The 22,196-nt window shown below is 42.6% G+C and carries 19 protein-coding genes; 2 read left to right on the top strand and 17 right to left on the bottom strand.

What is annotated here, in order from left to right; genetic code table 11:
• Window position 1: 1 nt before the first annotated feature.
• Entirely contained in the window at window positions 2-637 is a 636-nt protein-coding gene (locus tag HRU42_RS01765) for a nucleotidyltransferase family protein (protein WP_295028451.1), read from the bottom strand.
• A 461-nt stretch (window positions 638-1,098) separates the two neighbouring features.
• Window positions 1,099-1,743 carry an MBL fold metallo-hydrolase gene (locus HRU42_RS01760; RefSeq protein ID WP_295028449.1) on the bottom strand — a complete coding sequence of 215 codons (645 nt, stop codon included), beginning with the start codon at window positions 1,741-1,743 and terminating at the stop codon, window positions 1,099-1,101.
• Between the two features lie 322 nt (window positions 1,744-2,065).
• On the opposite strand from HRU42_RS01760, the gene HRU42_RS01755 reads away from it, so the two are divergent.
• The gene (locus HRU42_RS01755) at window positions 2,066-3,355 is read left to right on the top strand and encodes an alpha/beta fold hydrolase (protein WP_295028447.1); all 1,290 of its coding nucleotides are present in this window, start codon (window positions 2,066-2,068) and stop codon (window positions 3,353-3,355) included.
• A gap of 360 nt (window positions 3,356-3,715) precedes the next feature.
• Here the strand turns inward: HRU42_RS01755 and HRU42_RS01750 are convergent, their stop codons facing one another.
• From HRU42_RS01750 to HRU42_RS01710, 9 genes are all read right to left on the bottom strand, one after another.
• The gene (locus tag HRU42_RS01750) at window positions 3,716-3,997 is read right to left on the bottom strand and encodes a hypothetical protein (RefSeq protein ID WP_295028445.1); all 282 of its coding nucleotides are present in this window, start codon (window positions 3,995-3,997) and stop codon (window positions 3,716-3,718) included.
• Between the two features lie 191 nt (window positions 3,998-4,188).
• Window positions 4,189-4,890, bottom strand: coding sequence for a winged helix-turn-helix domain-containing protein (locus HRU42_RS01745; RefSeq protein WP_295028443.1), 702 nt, complete (start codon window positions 4,888-4,890; stop codon window positions 4,189-4,191).
• Window positions 4,891-5,483: 593 nt separating this feature from the next.
• Window positions 5,484-7,001, bottom strand: coding sequence for an EAL domain-containing protein (locus tag HRU42_RS01740; protein WP_295028441.1), 1,518 nt, complete (start codon window positions 6,999-7,001; stop codon window positions 5,484-5,486).
• Window positions 7,002-7,070: 69 nt separating this feature from the next.
• Window positions 7,071-7,544, bottom strand: a complete 474-nt coding sequence (locus tag HRU42_RS01735; protein ID WP_295028439.1) for a hypothetical protein — start codon at window positions 7,542-7,544, stop codon at window positions 7,071-7,073.
• Entirely contained in the window at window positions 7,541-8,254 is a 714-nt protein-coding gene (locus HRU42_RS01730) for a winged helix-turn-helix domain-containing protein (protein ID WP_295028438.1), read from the bottom strand. Before HRU42_RS01730 ends, HRU42_RS01735 begins: the two co-directional genes overlap by 4 nt.
• 567 nt (window positions 8,255-8,821) lie before the next feature.
• A complete protein-coding gene (locus HRU42_RS01725; RefSeq protein ID WP_295028436.1) occupies window positions 8,822-9,874 on the bottom strand; it encodes a hypothetical protein in 1,053 nt (350 codons plus the stop codon).
• Window positions 9,875-9,953: 79 nt separating this feature from the next.
• Window positions 9,954-10,097, bottom strand: a complete 144-nt coding sequence (locus HRU42_RS01720) for a hypothetical protein (RefSeq protein WP_295028434.1) — start codon at window positions 10,095-10,097, stop codon at window positions 9,954-9,956.
• Window positions 10,087-10,857 carry a hypothetical protein gene (locus tag HRU42_RS01715; RefSeq protein ID WP_295028432.1) on the bottom strand — a complete coding sequence of 257 codons (771 nt, stop codon included), beginning with the start codon at window positions 10,855-10,857 and terminating at the stop codon, window positions 10,087-10,089. The genes HRU42_RS01720 and HRU42_RS01715 overlap by 11 nt, the downstream gene beginning before the upstream one ends.
• Window positions 10,858-10,924: 67 nt before the next feature.
• Complete coding sequence (locus tag HRU42_RS01710) at window positions 10,925-11,443, bottom strand: CS1 type fimbrial major subunit (RefSeq protein WP_295028430.1); 519 nt, start codon at window positions 11,441-11,443, stop codon at window positions 10,925-10,927.
• Window positions 11,444-12,135: 692 nt separating this feature from the next.
• On the opposite strand from HRU42_RS01710, the gene HRU42_RS01705 reads away from it, so the two are divergent.
• The gene (locus tag HRU42_RS01705) at window positions 12,136-13,113 is read left to right on the top strand and encodes a transposase (RefSeq protein WP_295028428.1); all 978 of its coding nucleotides are present in this window, start codon (window positions 12,136-12,138) and stop codon (window positions 13,111-13,113) included.
• Window positions 13,114-13,688: 575 nt separating this feature from the next.
• Here the strand turns inward: HRU42_RS01705 and HRU42_RS01700 are convergent.
• The 6 genes from HRU42_RS01700 to HRU42_RS01675 form a co-directional block, all read right to left on the bottom strand.
• Window positions 13,689-15,155 carry an aerolysin family beta-barrel pore-forming toxin gene (locus tag HRU42_RS01700; protein WP_295028426.1) on the bottom strand — a complete coding sequence of 489 codons (1,467 nt, stop codon included), beginning with the start codon at window positions 15,153-15,155 and terminating at the stop codon, window positions 13,689-13,691.
• Between the two features lie 1,465 nt (window positions 15,156-16,620).
• Window positions 16,621-17,577, bottom strand: coding sequence for a bile acid:sodium symporter family protein (locus HRU42_RS01695; protein ID WP_295028424.1), 957 nt, complete (start codon window positions 17,575-17,577; stop codon window positions 16,621-16,623).
• 135 nt (window positions 17,578-17,712) lie between these two features.
• A complete protein-coding gene (locus HRU42_RS01690) occupies window positions 17,713-18,318 on the bottom strand; it encodes a DUF998 domain-containing protein (protein WP_295028422.1) in 606 nt (201 codons plus the stop codon).
• A 41-nt stretch (window positions 18,319-18,359) separates the two neighbouring features.
• A complete protein-coding gene (locus HRU42_RS01685) occupies window positions 18,360-18,815 on the bottom strand; it encodes an N-acetyltransferase (protein ID WP_295028420.1) in 456 nt (151 codons plus the stop codon).
• A gap of 149 nt (window positions 18,816-18,964) precedes the next feature.
• Entirely contained in the window at window positions 18,965-19,864 is a 900-nt protein-coding gene (locus tag HRU42_RS01680) for a hypothetical protein (RefSeq protein WP_295028418.1), read from the bottom strand.
• Window positions 19,865-20,092: 228 nt separating this feature from the next.
• Window positions 20,093-22,060, bottom strand: a complete 1,968-nt coding sequence (locus HRU42_RS01675) for a DNA topoisomerase III (RefSeq protein ID WP_295028416.1) — start codon at window positions 22,058-22,060, stop codon at window positions 20,093-20,095.
• Window positions 22,061-22,196: the final 136 nt, after the last annotated feature.

The following is a 22,196-nucleotide window of genomic DNA, read 5'->3' as shown; positions in this document are numbered from 1 at the left end:
TCTACCCTAGATTCGATGAGCGCCCAGCTAACCATTGCTGCAAGTCATATCGGGTATCAATATCGAAAGCAGCACTCTCCATCTCTATAGCGAGCATCTTGCCGCTTTCATAAAGGTCATTTAACACGGGCTTAGCCCCGCGATCACCGCTCAGCTCGAGTAACTTAGGGTAATCGTCTCGATGAAAAATGGCTGGAACCGACAAGGAGCCAAGATAAAATCCACACACACGGGTATCAAGCTGACTTCTCGCCTCGATTAAGGAATGAAAATGCTCAGGCTGCAAGGCCACCTGATCGGCAAGTGAGAGCATCAGAGACTCGGCTCCCTGCTCCTGCGCGTAGCCAACAGCAGCCTTGATCGAAGTGGACATACCTTGTTGCCACTGTGAGTTATAAATGAGTTTGGCATCGCCCGGTAATATCGATGCCAAGAGATCGGCGTGGGCGCCTAAGATGACCACCAGGTCGGCACCTAATTCGTCGCTAAACCCTTTAAGCTTTCGATAACTGTCTAACAACAGAGGTGTCCCTATATCATCTATGCCCTGCGCAAGTTTAACGCCATTAAAACGTCGACTCTGGCCTGCAGCCATCAAGGCGATCAATGGAGGAATTATAGTCTGTTTAGCCTTCATAGCATCACCTTTAATGGGGCTGTTTAGCCTTTGTTACATCATTTTTAATGGAGGAGTCATACAGACTCGGGAAGCCCCCCTCCCGAAGCGATACCTGCGGGTGAGGCAAACGGACAGCTGAAATCGCCCTCTAAGCAGCAGTCTTTGGTTGGCGCAGACAGCCAATGGGAGAATATCTTCGATACGATGGGACATCTCCATGTGTCTCTATTGTTATCCATACAGAAAATCTAAGCTAACAGAGATGTTTAATGGAGTGAATAGCCAATACATTGCAACATATTTCAGCTTAAAGACACACCAGTCATAATCATCAGGCAAGGATAAACAAAAAGGCCCCTTACCATAGGAGCCATTGAATCGCGTTAAACTGAAGCTTTAGTCACTTGCTCCAATCACTCTTTGCTAAAAACCTCTCACTCAAGCAATCGATATTGAGAGCAAGGCATTTTAAAAATAACTTAGCTAAACAGCTGATCTGCCACGAAAGGATTTTGATCTCGCTCAGTGCCGAAAGTCGAAATGGGGCCATGACCAGGAATAAACTCCACATCACGGCCCAATGGCCAGAGGATCTTGGTGATTGAGTGGATCAAGTCTTGATGATTTGACTGAGGAAAATCGGTGCGACCAATCGAGCCATGAAACAAGACGTCACCCACCCATGCAGTACTGCTGCTAGCCGAGAAAAAAACTATGTGGCCCGGTGTGTGCCCCGGACAATGCAGCACCTCTAGAGTCAAAGAGCCTAAGATCACGGTGTCACCGCTTTCAAGGTATTGCGTCGGCGCGAATGGTTCACAATGCACAAATCCAAAATGCTGGCTCTGCTTCGCTAGATTATCTAACCAGAATCTATCGGCCTTGTGCGGACCTATGATAGGAATGCCAGCATGCTCGGATAGCTCCTTAGCCGCCCCCACGTGATCGATATGGCCATGGGTCAATAGTACTTTTTCCAGCTTAACCCCAAGCTTCTCCACCTCAGCCAAGATTCGCTCCATATTTCCGCCAGGATCAACTACGGCCGCAGCCTTGGTTTTGCCACACCAGATGAGGCTGCAATTTTGCTGAAATTGGGTGACTGGAATAATCTGATACTTCATGCATTTCCGCCTAGGCTAACTCTCTATTTCGGGGATGTTAAATGACTCTTTTCTAAGAGGCGTTATTACAAGAGATTGGCATTCTCTACAAGTAGCTTTACATATAAGGTTAAAGGTTAAGCCAAGTTCACTCTTCTCTCTCGGGTATGCGCACAAATTGATCTAAATCAATTCATATAAGCCGCCCTAAATTATCACGCGATGGATAAACTTTGTATCCGCAGTGATTTTATATACAATTTGCCAATAATGACGTTCTGCTCACCATTATAGTGAGACACATAATGAGCATCAAATTTTAACTCTATTGTACAAGGCCTCCATGAAATCTGACTTAACGTTTGCAGGATTAACAGCCCAAAAGCACACTTTCTCACTTCCTTTAGATTATGCCAAGCCCAAGGGCGAGCAGATCAAAGTATTCGCTCGTGAGTTGGTTTCCCCTGAGAACCAAGACAAACAACTGCCATATCTGGTATTTTTTCAAGGTGGACCAGGTTTCGCTGCGATACGTCCCGCCGCCAATGGAGGCTGGATTAAGCGCGCACTGAGGGAGTTCAGAGTCTTACTACTCGATCAACGTGGCACGGGCCTCTCTACTCCGGTGAGTTATCTGAGCCTGAATCATATGGACTCAGAAGAACAAGCCCAATACCTGACACATTTTCGCGCCGATAATATCATCCGTGATGCCGAAGCGATACGTGCTCAGCTTTGTCCAGATGACAAATGGAGCATCCTAGGCCAAAGTTTCGGTGGTTTTTGTGTACTTAAATACTTAAACGATGCACCACAAGGATTGAAAGAAGCCTATATCACAGGCGGTATACCATCACTGACCCGCAGTGCAGATGAAGTATACCAAGCCACTTACAAGCGAGTGTTGGCGAAAAACCAAGACTTCTTTAAACGCTTCAGCGATGCTCAGACCCTTATCACTCAGCTAGCCGAGCACATCAGTAACAATGTGGTCCGTATCGCCACGGGTGAACGACTCACAGTGGAGATGCTACAGCTACTCGGCATTAACATAGGCATGGAGCAAGGTCCCGAATCGGTTTACTACCTGCTTGAACAGGCGCTTATCGAAACTGAGTCAGGTACAGAAGTTAACCCGCTGTTTCTGGCACAATTTTGCCAACAACTCGATTTCAACACCAACCCTATTTTTGCTTTGCTCCACGAGAGCATTTACTGTCAGCACAGGGCCTCAAATTGGTCAGCTCAGCGCGTTCGCGGCCAATATGATGAATTTAACTATGAAGCAGGCAAGCCCTTTCTGTTTACCGGCGAGATGGTTTACCCCTGGTTTTTCGAGCAGTTCACTAACCTTAAACCGCTCAAACACGCCGCCAATTTACTCGCGGAAAAACCTGATTGGTCACAGCTATACGACCTAAACACCCTAGCGAGCAACCAGGTACCCGTCGTGGCAGCCATCTACAGCGAAGATATGTTTGTCGAAATGAACTACAGCCTGGAAACCGCCAAGCAAGTAGGCGAGCTAAAGTATTGGTTAACGTCTGAGTATGAGCACAACGGCATCCGCATGGATGGCGAGCATATTTTTGATAAGCTGATAGCGCTCAATCGTGGCATGCAGCTGCGCTAAGTACCACAGTCTGCAAGTTTCAAGAGAAGTATCCTATAGCCTAGGCCGTTTCAAACAACTTCCATGTTTAACGGCCTATTCGGTAAAATATGTCCATATACAAGTGCCGTCCAGCCAATCATGTCCATATAACAAGACCAGTTCAGCTTCCACGCCTCTCGCTCACGGGCTTATGGCCCAAGCCTCTTCGATGTAGGGTACTGTTACCCAGCAAGCAAGACAGGATCGAATCAAGAGGTTTCTACCTTGCTTCACCCGTTTCCTCTTACTATAAGTAAACTTTATATTGGGGATCCTAAGGAGCTGTGTCCCTATTTCATCTATGGTCTGAGCGAGCTTAACACCATAGCAACGCCGGCCCTAGCTGACCGATACAGGTATTTCAATATATTTTTGTATGAAATCGAATGTTGAAAGTCGACCTGAATATATCGCACCAAAAGCGAGAATGTATTCAGTGTCGATGAGAACGAACAATTGATGATTTGATTTTAGCTTGTAGGTTATGGTGCTGATGGGTTTCCCAGGATGTAAGTCTATGCCCTTGTAATAAAACCGGTTCAATACCTTATGATTGAAATCTATGTTAGTGACGAACAACACATTGGTGAACAACACTTTAACGACTACTGCATCTGCCATTATGATATTCCCATCAGTCTTATTTGATAATGAATATTCACAAAAAATAGTTTTACACACCACATTAAATACATGCGGGTTATCTTTTTCGAAAAAATAAGACTTGAGTCGATAGTTAGCCCCAAGATTGTCGACAAAAATGAATAACAACAACATTATATGGATGATGACAATTGATTTTTTCACCTGTTTCATAATTCTTTGAACCCAGTACTGGTTACTTGCATAATATGCCCATAGCTCGTGAAATAATAAGAGCAACCTTCCATTTCATGTTTGAAAGAATAATCAACAATTACTTTGCTATGTTGTTTTTCTGTAAATAGGTTCAATAAAACAATGCATTTACCATCTATGTCTGAAATTGAATAATATGGTATATGGAACATTTTATCTAACAATGAAATTTCAATAAGTAATAATATGAAAAATGATGCCGCAAAGATAAAGTTATTCTTAGGTGTCACGTTAGATTTAGATTTAATATCTTTCACGTTTCCCATGCCTTCATCTGAATCATGTGATATTAAACCTACTTCATTATCAACACTGACTTTCCCTTCGTTATTATTGACCTTTATTACAGCTGTAGATTGAGGCTTGATAACTAATTCATACCCCACTCCGGATATTGACTTAATTATCTGCTTATTAGAATCGCCGAGGGCATCTCTAATTCTTTTTATCGAAGCATTCAATGAATTATCAGTAACTATTCTGTTTGGCCAGCCACTATCAAATAATTCATTGCGTGTTACTGCGCGCCCAAATGAATCGATTAACTTTAACAAGACCAAGCAATCATGGCGTCCCAGTAGTACACTCTTTCCATTCACAGGATCTGTGATAACTTTCCTAACAGAGTCAAACTCCATATTTTTTATAATGAACATTGGCACCCTTCCGCACATCCTTTACAACCGTCACAACCGTCACAACCGTCACAACCGTCACAACCGCCACATCTGGGCATCATTTACACATCAAAAACACCTATATCTACAACAACATAACGCCAAAACAACACAAGGTCACAACCTGGTCATATTCACAAACGTCACAGTAGAAACATAGAAATCAATTGTGCCGTAAGTGTATCTAAACTACTAGTGTTTCTTACGCAGTCACTACCATTAATACTCGTTCTTACCAAGTATAGCAGCTATTTTTGAGTAATTTTAAAGGCCTATTCGCTCACTTTTTTGATGACTAGCAATCTTGAACTGTAAAGGATTAGTTGAAGTCTTGCTGCTAGACAAGGGAATAGTCGAGCCACCAACTAGCAAATGATTTTATTGATCCGGATTAAATGTAAATATTTGTAACATTGATATTAAATAGGTATCAAGCCGGATAATGTATCGTTTATTGCTGAAATCTAGCAACGACTAGGATGACTAGAGCGTACAATCTAGCCTGTATAGAAAACAACCTACATCTTGATGAGCTATAAAGAGTTACTTCAGGCTATCGCTGCCTGCGAGTCTCAATAATCATTATAAAACTGAGTAAGTTCACTCAAAGGCATAGGTTTAGCGTAGTAATAGCCTTGGATAAGGAAAACGCCTTTATGTGCTAAGTACTCAACCTGTTCTTTTGTTTCAACACCCTCGGCTATTATTTCCATTCCAGCTTCTTTACCGAAGGCAATAATCGCATCTAACACATTTCGCTTAAGATCATCGGTACCTATGGTATCTATAAACATCTTATCAATTTTTATACTGCGTAAACCTAACTCTTGTAAATAGTTGAAACCACCATATCCAGTTCCAAAATCGTCAAGTTTAAAGTTTATGCCTAAATCAACAAGCTTTTTTATTTCTTTCTCCGCAGACTCAATACATAATATTCTTTTCCTCTCGGTTAATTCGAAACAGATCTCCCCCCTACCAATACAAGCCTTCCCATCAAACCATTTAGAAAGCGAACCTGTTTCTAAGTGTGTGGCGACGATATTTATACTTGACCAACCTTTTAATTGGGGTAAATCTTGAAAAACCTTATCCATAATCTGTTCCGTGATCGGCAGTATCAAACCACTATCTTCAGCCTGAGGAATAAACTTATCTGGATAGATTACAGCTGAACAATTAGTAAGCCATCTCACTAATACTTCTTGCCCTACTATTTTATTAGAAAGACTATTAATAATAGGTTGATAGTATGGAACAAATTCAGACTTTTTAATTGCCAAGGCAATGGTATATTCATGCGATGATTTAGAGTGGTGACTAAACCAATATAAGATATTTATAATCACACCAAAAATAAGCCCTAGTACATAAACTAGAGGTTGCAGCTGTTTTTTAACTTGATAATAAAGTAAGTCACCTGATATTATTGATATTGACAATTGATTATTTTGGTAAGTACGATTTAATTCATATTTGTATTTTGATTGATTTATGTTTATGCCACCACGTACCACCAAGGGTAAGCCCTTAACCCTCAACTCAATCTTATAACAATACTCACACCCATAATTTAACTGCTCATTAAAAAAGCTACTGTTTACCAGGGCAGTTAACATGTCACCATTGTTATTGTATATGTATAGAAACTCTCGCTTACCTGATGAGCTATTCATGCTGACGCTCACGAACACATTATGTTCATCTGTAGCAACAGGTATCGAATAGCTTAGATTTATAGGTACACCTAAGCTTGAGCACTTATCGCCATTTGTTAACTCTATTTGTATTATTCTTATATTGGAAGGGAGGACTCCTCTATTCGACAATATTGACCTATCCGAATACCCACAATCAAACTTGATGTTATTTGTTATCAGTGACTTAGATAAGTCTAACGCTTGGATTCGTGAGCTATCAATTTTTCGTTCTATCTTAATCACTAGCTGTTCTGCTTTGTATTTAATGTGAGCATTTACAAAAACCACCTGAATTAACGACAATAGCAATACAGGAAATAGCAATAAAAAAGTAAATATAAATATAGATTTTACTTGGTAGGACTTAAATATTGACATTCCTCCTTTCATAAAACCCTCCACAATTTAAAATATTTACCTTTAAAAACATAATTGAATACATGGAAATTTTAAAAAAACTCATTTAAATGAAGGTAATTCAAAATATTTCTGTATAGATTCGAAGGTTGAAAGCCTACCGTAATACATAGCACCGAAAGCGATGACAAGTTCAGCGTTGACCTCCACAAACAGTTCATGATTTGCAATTAACTTATAGGTTACAGTGCTAATGTTACGTCCATCGTGAAAGTCGATACCTTTATAATAAAAACTATGATTGCTTTTATCATTAATTTCGAAATTCCTGACATAAACAATATGAGTAAACAATACCTTTATCATCAACGCCTTAGCGTGAAATAGATCGCCAGTTTCTTTATTCGATAAAGAATATTCACAAAATATGGTTTTACAAACCAAACTGAACACATGTACATCATCTTCTTCGAAAAAGTTTGACTTTACGCGATAATTAGCTCCTAGATTATCAACAAAAATAATAAGCAGAAGGATTAGATGACCGGTTATTAATATTTTTTTTACTTTTCTCATAGCTCTTTAAATCCTGACTTTGTCACTACCATGATATGACCTAGGTTATTGAAGTAATAAGAACAACCTTGGTATTCATGCTTGGTTGAAATATTCATTATTATTTTTTTCTGTTCTTCTTCTGTGAATAGGTTCAATAACACAGTACATTTCCCATCAACATCATCAATTGAAAAAGTTGGCACGAAAAATATTTTTTCCAAAAATGCAATTTCTATTGCAATAAATATAAAAATAGTCAGAAAAACATTAATTAATGATTTACTTTTCGTCGGTTCATTAATCGAACCTGTGGGTTTCACAGCCAATATATTTCCATCACAAGTCTGTGACGTTAAACCAGCCTCCGTGTCAATAGTTATTTCTCGTGCGTTATTACGCACAGTAATAACACATGTATCAGGTATCAATTTAGGCTCTACGACTAACTCATAACCCACTCCTGATCTTGATTTTATTATCAGTTTATCCGAATCGTCGAAGGCATCTCTAATTCTTTTTATCGATGCATTCAATGAATTATCGGTGACGATTCTGTTTGGCCAACCACCAGCAAATAATTCATTCCGAGTCACTGTGCGACCAAACGACTCAATTAACTTTAACAGCACTAAGCAATCATGACGTCCTAATTGTACGCATTTTCCATCCACTGCATCCGTAACAGTTTTCCTTACTGAGTCAAAAATCTTATCCTTAATGATAATCACAGAATTCTTCCATTATATTAACCGCACTCTCACATTATAAAAGGCTTCACTTTACTCTCAAATACATTATTCGAGCGAAGCTAGTAATTTAAAGTAATTACCCTACTTGATTCACCATTTATACCATCAAAAATAAAATGTCAGCAATGAAGTGTTGATTTCAGATTTAAAAGATGTCTGATAACCCATTGTCGAACTTCAAGGATTCATCGGCCTAGCGCAAACTTACAATGTGTTCGTTAAATCCGGCCGTCATTTTAGATGTATCTAACCGTATGATAGGTATTATTTAATTATTATTTAATTATTATTTAATTATCCACTTTAAATCAACAGCTTACTTAAAGTCATTATATTTAAAAATATTCATCCGTAATTAAAATCCCCCACATGAACCAGCGAGAGACTTTAAAGCAAAATAAACGCTGATGGCTAGACATTAGATATGTTTATCTCGAGGGCTGAAAAAAATCCTGACGTAAAATTCGAGGATCTAAGACCCAAAATTTTTATATCAAATTCCCGTGACACTTGTTTCCTAATATCCTATTACACTGATTGATTGACCTAAAAATCGGCCTCGACGATGAAATAAGGATTGGAGATATACAGGGCTCCAGGTGACCCCAGCTCAATGTCTTGTAGCTTGAAGCCGATAAAGCCTCGATACTTGACAGCCAAGTTATCTATGGTGAAATCCTCCTTGTCAAACGGGTACCAGACATCCGGCAAGAATTCAGCATCATAATTAAGGTGTGGAAATTTCAACTTTACCCCCAGCGCGGGGCCATTTTCTGCTACCTTGCAAAAACCTTGCTCATTGACGCCATGTTCATCGACACCACTGGGCCGACACCAATACCTTATCTTGAAACTTTCGTTGGTGTAGATGTCGATGGGAATTTCCCGCCAGGTGAGATTAGCGGGATCTGTGGCCACCGACAGATACGGAAACCGCACATCGAATACGTGACCGGTCACGACTAGGTTGACCGTGGCATAAACGGTTTCCCAGGGCTTGCTACCACCCGTCCTGAATTTTACCTGCCCTTGAGTAAAGGCAAAGGTTCCACTGTACGTCCCCGGGGCAAGGTCTTTATAGTCTTGGATAACGAAGGCTGCATACATATAGTATTTAGCCTTAGCATTATTATAAGCTTTAAGCCACACATCTCCTGGTTCCGTAAAAGATTTTTCAATATACTCAAGATTTTGACCGCTACTCACATGATTACAATAATTACCACCATGGCGCTCGTATCTCCCATGCTTATTGGATGCTGTTCTAGTGAACCCTAAAGGCGAGACGGTTAATGTGAGCTTCTGCCCCTTGGTGGATCTTAACTCCGTCGTGTGCGGCGAAATCATGTATGATTCAACATTCCCTCCAGTTTGACCCTTGTACTCTGCATATATGCGCGCCCCGCGACTGTCATATTTAGCATTCTCAGCGCATCGAGAACGCGAGTCGCCAATGGTCTGCAAGGCGATGCCGGTATCTGTGGTACGGTCATAGGCCAAATCGAAGGATATTGTCGCCGCGCTGGCCTGATGGGCCGAGAAGATGACTAGAAAAAGCATTAATAGGCTGAATTTTATGGTGCTGTAAATATTGGTCATATTAGTCATCTTGATAAATTTCAATGTTCGTAGAAACCGTCAACTGGAAAAACAGCGGCGTACCTGGACTATGTGCTAGTTAGTGATTCTTAATCAACACCTTGTCATCGCTCGACAAGTGAAACTCTGGCACGAGTGAACCCAGCGGCTGACTCGCGAATACTGGCGCCGTCAAGCCGATATTCATTAACAAGAACGCTATGATAAAAATATTAGAATTCATCAAGGAGATCTGGCTGAGAATAAGGGATGACTTGTTCAAGCTGACCCAGCTCTGTGGTGCTAAGTGTGCTACACGTTAGGTAGCCCGACGATTGCATGTCAAGCTGTTGGGTATTGAAGTCGAATGTCACGCTCCTGTTGTTAATTAATCTCTTCTGGCTGCTGATTTCGCAGACACTGCCGACACACACCTTACAATCATTGAGTAAGATCATGCTATCGCCAATATTCGTCACTGTGGCTTGATTGTCGCCGGTCTTGATATCTAGCTCAGGCTTAGGTTCGCCCTTGATAACCGCGGCAAAGGTGGTGGTGGTGATAGAGATAAACACACTGGATTCGACTCCAGTTTGGGCAGCATCACGGTAAAACTCAGACTTTATGATCGGCGTGAAGCGGATCTTAAAATACCTGTCTTCAGTAGGGGCTGTCTTACCGGTATAAAGAAGCCTGACACTGGAGCTGCCCTTGGGGGAGATGATAAATTTCTCCGGCAGAGCCACGATAGCATCGGCTTTATCTGCGCCCGTAATGGTATGGTGCGATTCTAGGCCATTTTCATCGATAAACACTTCGACCACTGTGGCCTGAACATAGGCCACACCTGCGTAGCTATTTCTTATTTGAATGATGTCACTGACCTTATCAATCCCTAACATAGCCGTGGTTTGCGGCACCCGTACCTGACTCACCGCACAGAACACATTAAAGGAAAACATCAAACCACATAAGAGCATGGCGATTAGCGTAAGTATTTTCATAGACACAACCAAATTAGCAGGGCCCAAACCGAGTGTTTGAGCCACTGGGATAACATTGAAATCAGATCTAAAAATTGTCTTCAAAAATCAATGCCACTGCCCCTGTATAGGTACCAGAACTCAGTATATTTGAGCTCGCTGATGAGATAGCCAAGATATGAGTACTCTCACCACCGTTTGTCATAGCTAATGTATCGTCAACGACTTGGAGTCTAGAAGTTGTGATTGCATCATCGTCTATGGTGACGTCCAAATCCACTACGTCGGTGCCGTTTGATATCGTTGCGGTGTTTTGTAGTAAGACCTGTAGACCTGTTTCATATACAGCTTCGATATTCACATTCCACGAAGAGAAGGTATTATTCTCTTCGTCGAATGCTAAGACAGCGTTGATGCTACCAAAATCGCTATAACCCACAGGTTTTACTGTAAAAGTAGTACTTGGAACTGTGCTAGTCACCGAAATTGACGCCATCACCTGCTCACCTGGAGCCGCTGTGGCTGAGGTCGCGACTAAAGCTGACATAGACGCCATGACTAGGGTAATAGGTAAGATAGTTTTTTTGATCTTGATGGCTAAGTTCATGTTCTCTAATAATCCAAATTGTTTAACGAGGTATTCGTCAAATCAGGATTGCATTCTAGACTGCTCAGTGTACTCAATAGGTGATTAATGCATTATTATAAAATTATTATAAAATTAATAACGACAAATCAGCAACTTACAGGAGAATAACGCGAGATAGCGCTTTAACCAGGTGCAACATTCACTCTCGCACACTGATGGGTTGACCTAAAAATCGGCCTCGACGATGAAGTGTGGATTTGAGTTATACAGGGCTCCTGGTGACCCAAACTCAATGTCTTGCAACTTGAAACCGATAAAGCCTCTATGCCTGCTGGGCTGGTTATTGAGACTAAAATCATTCTTGAGGAAGTTTTTCCAGATATCAGGGGCAATTTCCTCATTGAAATTAACGGTGCTGAAATTAACGGTGCCATCCACATTCAGAAATTAACGGTGCCATCCACATTCAGAAGGAAATTAACGGTGCCATCCACATTCAGAAGTAATGAAATTAACGGTGCAAATTAACGGTGCGGAAATTAACGGTGCCATCCACATTCAGAAGTGCAAATTAACGGTGCCATCCACATTCAGTAAGAAATTAACGGTGCCATCCACATTCAGAGAAATTAACGGTGCCATCCACATTCAGCGGCAGATGTTCACGCTTCCTACTAAGCTTAAATGATGAGCTTAAATGAGAGGTTGTTATGCCGCGCCCAAGAAGAAGTCAGGTTAGTTTAGAAGACACTCCCATGTACCATTGCTGCTCACGCGTATCCAGACGGGCCTTGCTTCTGGGTGATGATAAATTCACTGGGAGAAACTATGACCATCGACGTGGCTGGGTTGAATCTCAGTTGTTGAAATTAGCTGGGGTCTTCGCAATAGATGTGGCAGCCTATGCGGTGATGTCAAACCACTTACATGTTGTTCTTAGTGTGGATATTTATGAGTCTAATAGTTGGGCTGAGAGAGAAGTGGTTGAACACTGGCATCAAATATTCATGGGAACCGAAATTACCCAGAAATTTGCTAAAGGTGAAGTGATTGAAAGCCATGAGATTGAACGTTTAAAGCATTCGATTGCGCAATATCGCAGTCGACTCAGTGACATATCTTGGTTTATGAGAGCGTTAAACGAACCCATTGCTCGCATGGCAAACAAAGAAGATAATTGTACTGGTCGTTTTTGGGAAGGGCGATTTAAGAGTCAGGCGTTATTGGATGAGGCAGCGGTTCTGGCCTGTATGGCTTATGTAGACCTCAACCCTATTCGCGCAAAAATGGCTAATACGCCAGAGCAATCAGACCATACGAGTATTCAGCTTAGAATTAAATCGGCCTTAAATGGGAAGCAACCTATAAAGCTAATGCCCTTTATTGGGAATGAGCGTCTTAATCAAGCAAAAGGGATTAACTTAGCGCTGAAGGAGTACCTTGAATTGGTTGATGAAACAGGCAGAATCATTCGTGATGACAAACGCGGTGCAGTCTCTTCCGATGCCGAAAAGGTTCTGGCCAGATTAAATATTTCCAGTGAGAATTGGATAAAAATCACCTCAGATTTTGGCAAGATTTTTCATGGTCCAGTAGGGACCTTGCAAGAGCTCACCTGCTATTGTGAACATTTAGAGAAGCGGCGTCGGCATTTCTCTAGCTGTTGTCAGTATTTTCAAGCTAGCTGATAGTTTCAATCATTTCGTCTAATATCTGGCTCACTATCAATTAGGTGAGCTAGTCCTGCCTGAATTTTATCAATTTCTCTGAAAAATCCCCCTTGTGAGCATTTTATAGACTTCAAAGGTGTAATCGTTCTTCTTGATTGGATTTATAGACACCTAGAACATTGAAAACCTGCCATAGGCTCGATAGGTTATTGATTAATAATGGCTGGCTCGATATCTTCACTTCTTGATTGGATTTATAGACATCTAGAACATTGAAAACCAGCCATAGGCTCGATAGGTTATTGATTAATAATGGATGGCTCGATACCTTCACGATTAATAATGGATGGCACGATATCTCCCCCGCATTTGGACTCGATAAATCGAAACCTGCAGCCAGCTAACTCATGTTCTGACTTGGTATACAGCAGTTACAGGGACAAATATTAGGTACTAATTTCACTGTTAGTACCTAATATTTTGTTATTTACCTATTACGCGCGCACCTGACATGATAACTAAACATTAGTATTCACAAGGACTAAATTGTCCACGAAAGCCTAAGGATCCGATTTGACTCATGTCTGGATGAATCATGGTTGCACGACTCGAGTCACACTGAGTTCGACATTTTCAAGACCCAAGTTTGTCATTTCATCGGCACTAAAATTTTGGTCTCTGAGCTCGACACCTCGTTCGACGGCATAGAAACTGCTCATTCGATTGTCCTTCGGGTAGCCAATTTCGATATCGCCGGCAAATTGGTTTTCGGCATAAAAATCCCCCGAGACTGAAGATTTGATCGGCCTGATAACCTGTGACAATATGCTTTTCATGGTCGAGTAACCATACTCTTCTATGGTCGATGACCAGTCCCACCACCTAATTTCCCCAGGAATATAACGTTTATCCCACTGATAATTGATGCTGTTAGCATGGTTTTTCCAGCGTCCTATGGTGAAAGTATGAGATTTAGTCGGGCGATTTGTAGGATGGGTATGCCAGGCATTGCCTCCCCACCGCAAGAAACCCGTTATATTCAGATCATAGCTGATATCAACATCGTATTCATAAGGGTAAGATATGCTGGATTTATAGATGGATATCTTGATGGGCGTTATCGAGTTAGCAGGGACGATAGGACTGGCTTGTATTGTCACACTGTTGGTTTCTGTCCCGCCTTTTTCAGAAGACCAGGACTGATCTGCGGCGATCTCGATTGAAAGTTCGGTTTCTCCCACCAGCGGCCACTTGAACTTATTTTTAGTGGTGACTTTTTCGCTAAATCCATAGGTATCTGTTTTCGTCCAATGACTGGTGGTGTCGTAGTTCAATGACACAACCACTTGCTGGGGTGTATCTTCATGGTTTACTGCGTTGGCGGTAATAACTTTAATCAGTTGCTTACCCGACTCGGTAATATCGCCATGAGAGAAACCTGTACTATTCAGTGAAAATGCAAAATTACTCACCTCAATGGAGGTTTTATCTCCGCACCGGTAGCCGCTGCAGCGGCCCTGATCATTGCCCTGAATACGCCAGCTATCTGCCTCCCTGAAAATATCCATATCTTCTCCCACATAGTCACTGTGGTTGCCCCCGACCCAGGCATAACCAAGTAAATGCGCTAGATAGCTAACAGGTTTAACAAAATAATCTCGATCGTGGACGAGTCGCCATTGTATATCCACTTCGTCACCGGTCGGAATTGAGTGTGTAGATAAGACCGGGATCTCATCTGAACCGATATTGTTGGGATAACACCAGGTACTATCAGCCGTGCCTCGCTTGATCTCACCATAATAACCAGGCCCCATGATGAGCCAATGTTCGGCGAGCGCTGATGTTTGCCATTTCTCCATCTTACCCACAATCGCAGACTTGACCGACTGGGCCTCATCACGCGTCACGGGGCGGTAACTTTCACCACAGATCTCGGAACCTAGCTCAAATAATTTCAACTGATCCGGATAGATGGGGGCTAATGTATTTGCTACCGCCAACCCAGGAAAACACGCCATAGTCAGGAATGAGGCCAGCATTGCACCTGATGTTTTCATGTCAAACTCCTTTTCTTAGATTTGATTTATTAAGGTAAGACCACAGTCCCTGTACGTCTATGGGCAGGCTCTGTAGAATTTTCGATTGTTTTTATAATAAATCTCCTCAATCAGTGCAATTAAATTTACAGTGTCAAGACATACACAGCCTGATGAAAATTCATAGACTAAGATACGGAAAAATGCGCCAACACATCAATTAATCTGGCCTTCTGCTCCTCTGGTATCCACTGTTGGTAAAATAGAAAAACCACTGATTCAGATAAGGTAATTTGATGCAAGTTACTAAAACTGTTAAATAATTGTTTTCTACAAGATGCTTCAAGTACATCACTAGACGCCGTTCCTACAAAGCGAGTATCGATATTTGGCCTGTCTGCCTGGTCTTCATATTGTCAATGGCACTGAAGCTGTACATTGGAAATTAACTGATTAAATTCATCATCTAAGAGCTCATCCTGCCGCTTCAAGATCCAGGTATAACCAAGACATATACATATTATCTGTTAGGAAACCTGTACCTACTTGAGCCTGATTGCCAGATAAGTTCATTGCTGTATCAATCCACCCTCCTGCTACGCCAAACAATACTCAAATATTCTGTTATGTGAGAAATTTCGATTATATTCATTGAAAATCAGACATCAGAATAACCAACTGCCGTTTGGTTATTCTTCAATAAAATACGTTTGAAATAACAATTTTGGGGGCTTACTTAAGTGCTATCTAGCCATCGATGACAGTTCGCAACTCCTTGCCGGCGCTTACGCTCAAGAAGTTCACAATAGGTTGTTAACTCTTGGGTGTTGCCCAAGGGTCCTTTGAAAACTTGGTAAAGTCTGAGGTTTCCGGTGTCTTAGCCCGGATAGCCCATCTCTTGGTAGAGAGTGATCTACATAGGCCATGCAGGCAAGTACCGCTGCTTCACCAAGTAGAGCCTATTCTCAGAAAGGAAATAGGTAAATCGTCCCTGCCAGAAGCGCCCTTTACACTTGTCCTCTGCGTTGGCTCGTTGAGCGATAGGTTCATTCAGTGCCGCAACTCTTATGAAAGCGTTTGCAAGAGATATCCATCAGTCTGTAAACAGATTTTGCCATTGAGTGACCACCTCTACATCTGACCATTACTTAGCTAACTCCACATCAATACGTGACTCGAGATGTGATGATGACTCCCATTTTTGTGAGTCTAGAGGACGTAAGCACAAAATATCAATGGCAAACACGGATGCAAGTTCCACTAGTCGACTTTCAAGCCAACCCCGTCTATGGTCATAGGATTGACCAGTATAATGATCGACTCCGCACAAAAAAGCCTTTCTAACACAACGAGATGCACAGTGACATACGCAATAAGAAGAGAGATTTCTGATTAAATAAAAAATTCCAAACTGACTAACGCTTTTCTTGATGTTGGCATAACAAACCCTCCTCAACAGCTCTGACTTAAGCTTAGTCAAGGGTCTTCATCTGACAATCTTGCTGTCTTGGTTGTTGCAGCCATCCTGTTTAAGGCTTTGCTGCTCCCTCGACCAATACCCCGCTAATAAGGCACCAGACAAGTTATGCCAGATAGAAAATATCGCAGCTGGTAGCGCCGATGCGGGACTGAAAAACTTGATACATAACGCGGTAGCTAATCCTGAATTTTGCAGACCAACCTCGATAGAGATGGTCTTGCAGACCTTGTGACTGAATCCAAATAGGCGGCAACAGGTATAACCCAGTATGAGTCCTAAGCTGTTATGTAACACCACGGCCACCAATATGATTGGGCCTATTTTATCGAACTGACCGGCATTCAATGCCACAATAATGGTGATTGCCATCACAATGGCCAGTATCGACACCAGAGGCAGTATCGGCGTGATTTTACTGATCACAGAGCGGAAGAAGTGATTGATTAGCACACCAACAGCCACTGGCATAAGCACAATTTTGACCAGGCTTATCAGCATTGCCGACAGTGGAATATCTATCATCTGCCCCAGGAGAAGGTTAATAATCAATGGGGTGAGTAACACACCTGCCAAGGTGGAAAGTGCAGTCATGGTGATCGACAATGCCACATCGCCTTTTGCCAGATAACAGACCACGTTTGAAGCAGTGCCACCAGCCACGCTACCCACCAGCACCATACCTATGATCATGTCACGATCTAAGCCTATGGCTAAACTGATAAGCAGTGCACTGCTGGGCATGACACTAAACTGCAGAATTAGACCAACCAACACGGCGCGCTTCTGCTTAAGCGCCCTAGAAAAGTCATCTAAGCCGAGGGTTAACCCCATAGAAAGCATGATAATGATCAGCAGAGGCACGATTAAGAATTTAAGCTCGGTAAACCACTGGGGCATAAAGTAAGCCGTTGTGGCACCCAGTAGTGCAAAGATCGGGAAGTAGCGGTTTATATTTTCTAGCATGTGACCTCGTTAAAACATATGCCTATTTTCATAAACACACTTAAATAAGCAATAAACTCATCGAATAAATAACCAACAATCACTAGGCATAATTGCGTAACTAGCATTATAACGCTTTCAACTATCAGCTTGCTTTTAAGCCAGCACGACAGAGAAAACACTCAACCATACCAGCTGCGCGCCATAGGAGACACGCTGATATATCCCGGCGTTTTGGCGATTTTTAAATGCTTTAGCTAATGCAACAAGGTAATAGCTGGCCACCATCATTGACACGATAGAAAACAGCCGAAATTCTATTGAGATAAGTGCACTTGTTGGGCTGATAGCCAGCAGAATCGGCGCAATCAACAGTGATAGCAGCATGATAAACCCGGCCCACGAGTGGACTTTACAATTAAAAGTCGGTTCTTTAGTGTAGGGATCCACGTCCATCGGGAAGTAACCAGCGACCCAAGTGCCTATGCCATGAGCGATAACTAGCCAACCCGATAGATTAATCAAAATAGAAACATCGTCTAGCTGGACTAGGTACCAGCCAAAGAAGCAAAACAGGAAACCCAATGGATAATTATTAATTAAAGGTGACAGCTTCTGGGTTGGGCTACCACTGGCCCCTAACTCACTACAAAACTGTTTTGAATGGGAGTAATTTGGATAACACCTTGCCGCGATCAACACCCCAATAAAAATCCAAACTGTGGCGTTTAAGCCTGAATACACTGCAATAATCTCAAACAATATCCAACTCCTTTTGTACTGCAAGCTCTATTTGGCTAGGTTCACTCAATTAGGCTCACTGGTGACCGATTAGCCTTAGTGGCTTGCAAATGATACTCAAACTTATCTTCACCGGTAATGATAAAGCCAAGTCTTTGATATAATTTAAGTGCCGGATTATCTTTTAACACGGTCAGCTCAACAGCCTTATTCTTAGCCTTAGTTAGCACTTGCAGTATCACTTTTTTCCCTAGCCCTTGGCCTTGAAAATCAGGGTGAATTTGTATCTGCATGATCTCAACGATACAGCCATCCTCTTGGTACTTTAACGTGCCAATCGTTTCGCTGTTGAAAATGATTAAATGTGAACAGGCATAGGCATCATCTAAGCGTATCTCATGTTCTGCACCAGACAAATATTGACCTGAGTTTTCGAGATGCTCAACCATGGTCAATTTACGCAAACTCAATAAATATGCTCTATCATCTTGCGTGGCAGGAATAAACTCAAAACTCATTAATAACCTCATTTAACAGGTATATAAGATAGTGGTGTAGTTAGCACCACCGCAACGTGACTACAATCAGTACATCAGCTTAAAAGGTTTCCCACTAGCATACTAGGTGGATAAAACTCGCTGTGAAACCGTTTAATTGATGTCACCGATCATGACTTGGAAAAATGCGCCAACACATCAATTAATCTGGCCTTCTGCTCCTCTTGTATCCACTGTTGGTAAAATAGAAAAACGATAGATTCTGACAAGGTGATTTGATGCAAGTTGTTCACACTGTTCAATAATAGTTTTCTACAAGATGCTTCAAGTACATCACTAGACGCCGTTCCTACAAAGCGAGTATCGATATTCGGCCTGTCTGCCTCGTCTTCATATCGCCAATGGCACTGCAGCTGTATATTGGCGATTAATTGATTAAACTCATCGCCAGATAACTCATGCTGCTTTTTCAAAACCCAGGAGAGCGAAATAAGATGATGCCCCCAAAAACCAGGACTACTGAGACAGTCTTTTAATATCTGATATTTATCTGGAATGTCATCCGCGACAAAGCTTGGTTCCACAGGATAGTCGGTAACGTTGTTGCCATAGAAGGTCGATGTAACAAACTCACAGAACCTCTCAATAAACCTCAGCCGTTGCTTTTCACTTTCAACCAGCTCCCAGGACTCTTTAAAGGCAAATAAAATAGTGATGTTGTGTCCGAGATATTGATTATTCTCCAGGCATTGAGCTAGATAATAATCAAAAATCTCAGTAGTTTCAGCACTCTGAAACCACTGCTGCAGGGTAAAATAGGCATGTGGGTAAATGCCGCGGGCTAAAATCCAATGACGCCGTTGAGTTTTAGTATCGAAAGGGATGACATTCGAGGTCAATATTACACCATTGAACTCAGGCTCCTGCAGGCAGATTAAACTGTCGATTTGTGCCCATTCTTCACTTGTCCAATCGAATCTTTTTTTCAATGCTCGACTAGCCAGAAAACATTTAATAGCGTGCTGCTGATGAATCGCCGCAATCCTTGTCAACGCATGGTCAAATAACATTAAATCCCCTCTAAAGTCCTTGTTTGATTTATAGCTAGCTTACACATGCTAACCATATGATTCAATTGTTTATTAATCAGTTATATCGCGATGCCATGAGATTGAAGGTCTCAAAGCCTTATGTGGCCATTCAGCATTGAGCAAGTTCAGCGCTTGGGGGATCAACAAGCTCAGCTCTCAAGTATCCACCTTCATCTTGTAATTGATTAATGCCAATCAAGCCAATGATTAACTCTTGGCTTTCTTCTTAGTGTAACGACGCTTCTTAAAGGAGTTCTTCGGCGCCTGAACTCCTTTTAAAGCTGTCGGCAATTGCGATCCGGCCTGAGTGATCAAGTGGCTAAGCGAGTCGATGAGTGGCGTCATAAAACTTTGATACTTAGCTTCCTTGCGACTGATTGCATCGAGATTACTCTCCCACAACGCGGTCATATCCGGCGTGGTCGCACTCAAAGGCAGACTGTTAATCAGCCCCCTGCCGACCTCGGTGGCGATAATGGTTTTACCCTGCCTGCTGAGAAAGGTGCGCTTAAACAATAATTCTATGATCCCGGCTCGAGTCGCTTCTGTGCCCAGTCCATCTGTATCTTTCAATATCTTGCGGATCTCGGGATCCGTCACATAGCGATTGATCCCTGTCATAGCGCCAAGCAAGGTGGCGTCGGTAAAATGTTTCGGGGCCTGGGTCTGTTTCTCGATTAGCTCGCCAATCCCAGAATGCAAAGACTGACCCTTCTTCAGCGCTGGCAGCTTCTGCTGTGACTCATCATCATCTTCCTTGCTACTATCTGCACTATTGCCAGTGCTCGCACCTTTTGCATTACCAGCATGATTTCGCGCAAATAGCTGCTTCCACCCCAACGACCTTTCCTGCTTTGCCTTAGTCTTGAAGTGACCGCCTTGGATCAACACATCAACTTGAGTTTCGCTATACCGATAAGGCGGATAGAATTGGGCAAGATATTGACGAGCCACTTGCAGGTAGATTTGTTTCTCCCGCGCACTCAGACTGGAAATATTGGCGCGTTTTTCTGTGGGAATGATGGCATGGTGAGCATCGACCTTGCTGTCGTTCCAGGCCTTAGATTTTATCTTAGGATCTGGCTTATCACTTTTTTCGACTAGTTCGCCAGCCCCGGATAGCACAGAATCTATGACTTGAGGTGCTTGGGCAAACTGCTCCGCCGGCAGGTAGCGACTGTCGGATCTGGGATAGGTGATCAACTTATGTCGTTCATAAAGCGTCTGACAGGTGTCGAGCACTTCTTTGGCGCTCATACCATATCGCTTGGCTGCATCGATCTGCAGCGAAGACAGACTATAAGGTAGAGGCGCATTTTGCTGTTTATCTTTGGCGATAACCTGAGTGACTTCTGCCGGTTTATCACTGATGCGACTGGCGACATTTTGTGCCAGCCCTTTAGACAAGACTCGGCCTTCTTCATCCATATAAGGTTGGCAGGCTTCACTGGGCTGCCACTTGGCGGTAAACGCCTCATTTTTCTCTGTCGTCAGATTTGCCAGCACCTCATAGAAAGACTTAGACACAAAATTATCTATTTCTTCATCCCGGCGAACCACTAAGCCTAGCAAGGGGGTCTGCACTCGCCCTACAGATAACACCCCCTGATAACCCACCTTACGCCCTTGTAGGGTGTAGGCCCTGGTCATGTTCATACCATAGAGCCAATCGGCACGAGAACGGGCTAAAGCGGAAGTAGACAGGGGAATAAATTCGCGGTTACTGCGCATCTGACCCAGTGCACGTCTCACCGCTTGGGGGTTGAGATCGCTGATCAGCAGACGCTGTGTCTGGTTAAGCTTATCGCCCTTGACGCCAAGATGAGCGATCACCTCGTCGACTAACAGCTGGCCTTCCCTGTCAGGGTCGCCGGCATTGACCAGTTGAGTGGCTTGCTTGACTAGGCCTCGCAGTACCGTCAATTGGCTGCGGGTCTTAGGTTTAGGCTTCATCTTCCACTTATCGGGAATGATGGGCAGGTGTTCAAATTTCCACGACTTGTATGCGGCATCGTAACTGTCGGGCTCGGCCTGCTCCAACAGATGACCGATACACCAGGAAACACAATCACCGTTCGCCGCCATGATATGACCGTCGCCCTTCTTATGGGGCTTAGGCAGCACATCGGCTATGGCTCGGCCGAGGGAAGGTTTTTCTGCGATATAAAGAATCATAAGCGGAACTCAAACTACTGTACAAATTACCAGTAACTTTAGCCTAAAGCGACACAAGCTGCAATATCTGCCGATAATAACCTCCAGCAATAGTATTACCATGACCCGTTTACTGTGTAAATTTAGTTGATAATGA

The organism is Shewanella sp., from assembly GCF_013214165.1.
GTDB lineage: Bacteria > Pseudomonadota > Gammaproteobacteria > Enterobacterales > Shewanellaceae > Shewanella.
The sequence above is the reverse complement of the archived record's forward strand: the minus strand, read 5'-3'. Positions and strand labels throughout refer to the sequence as shown.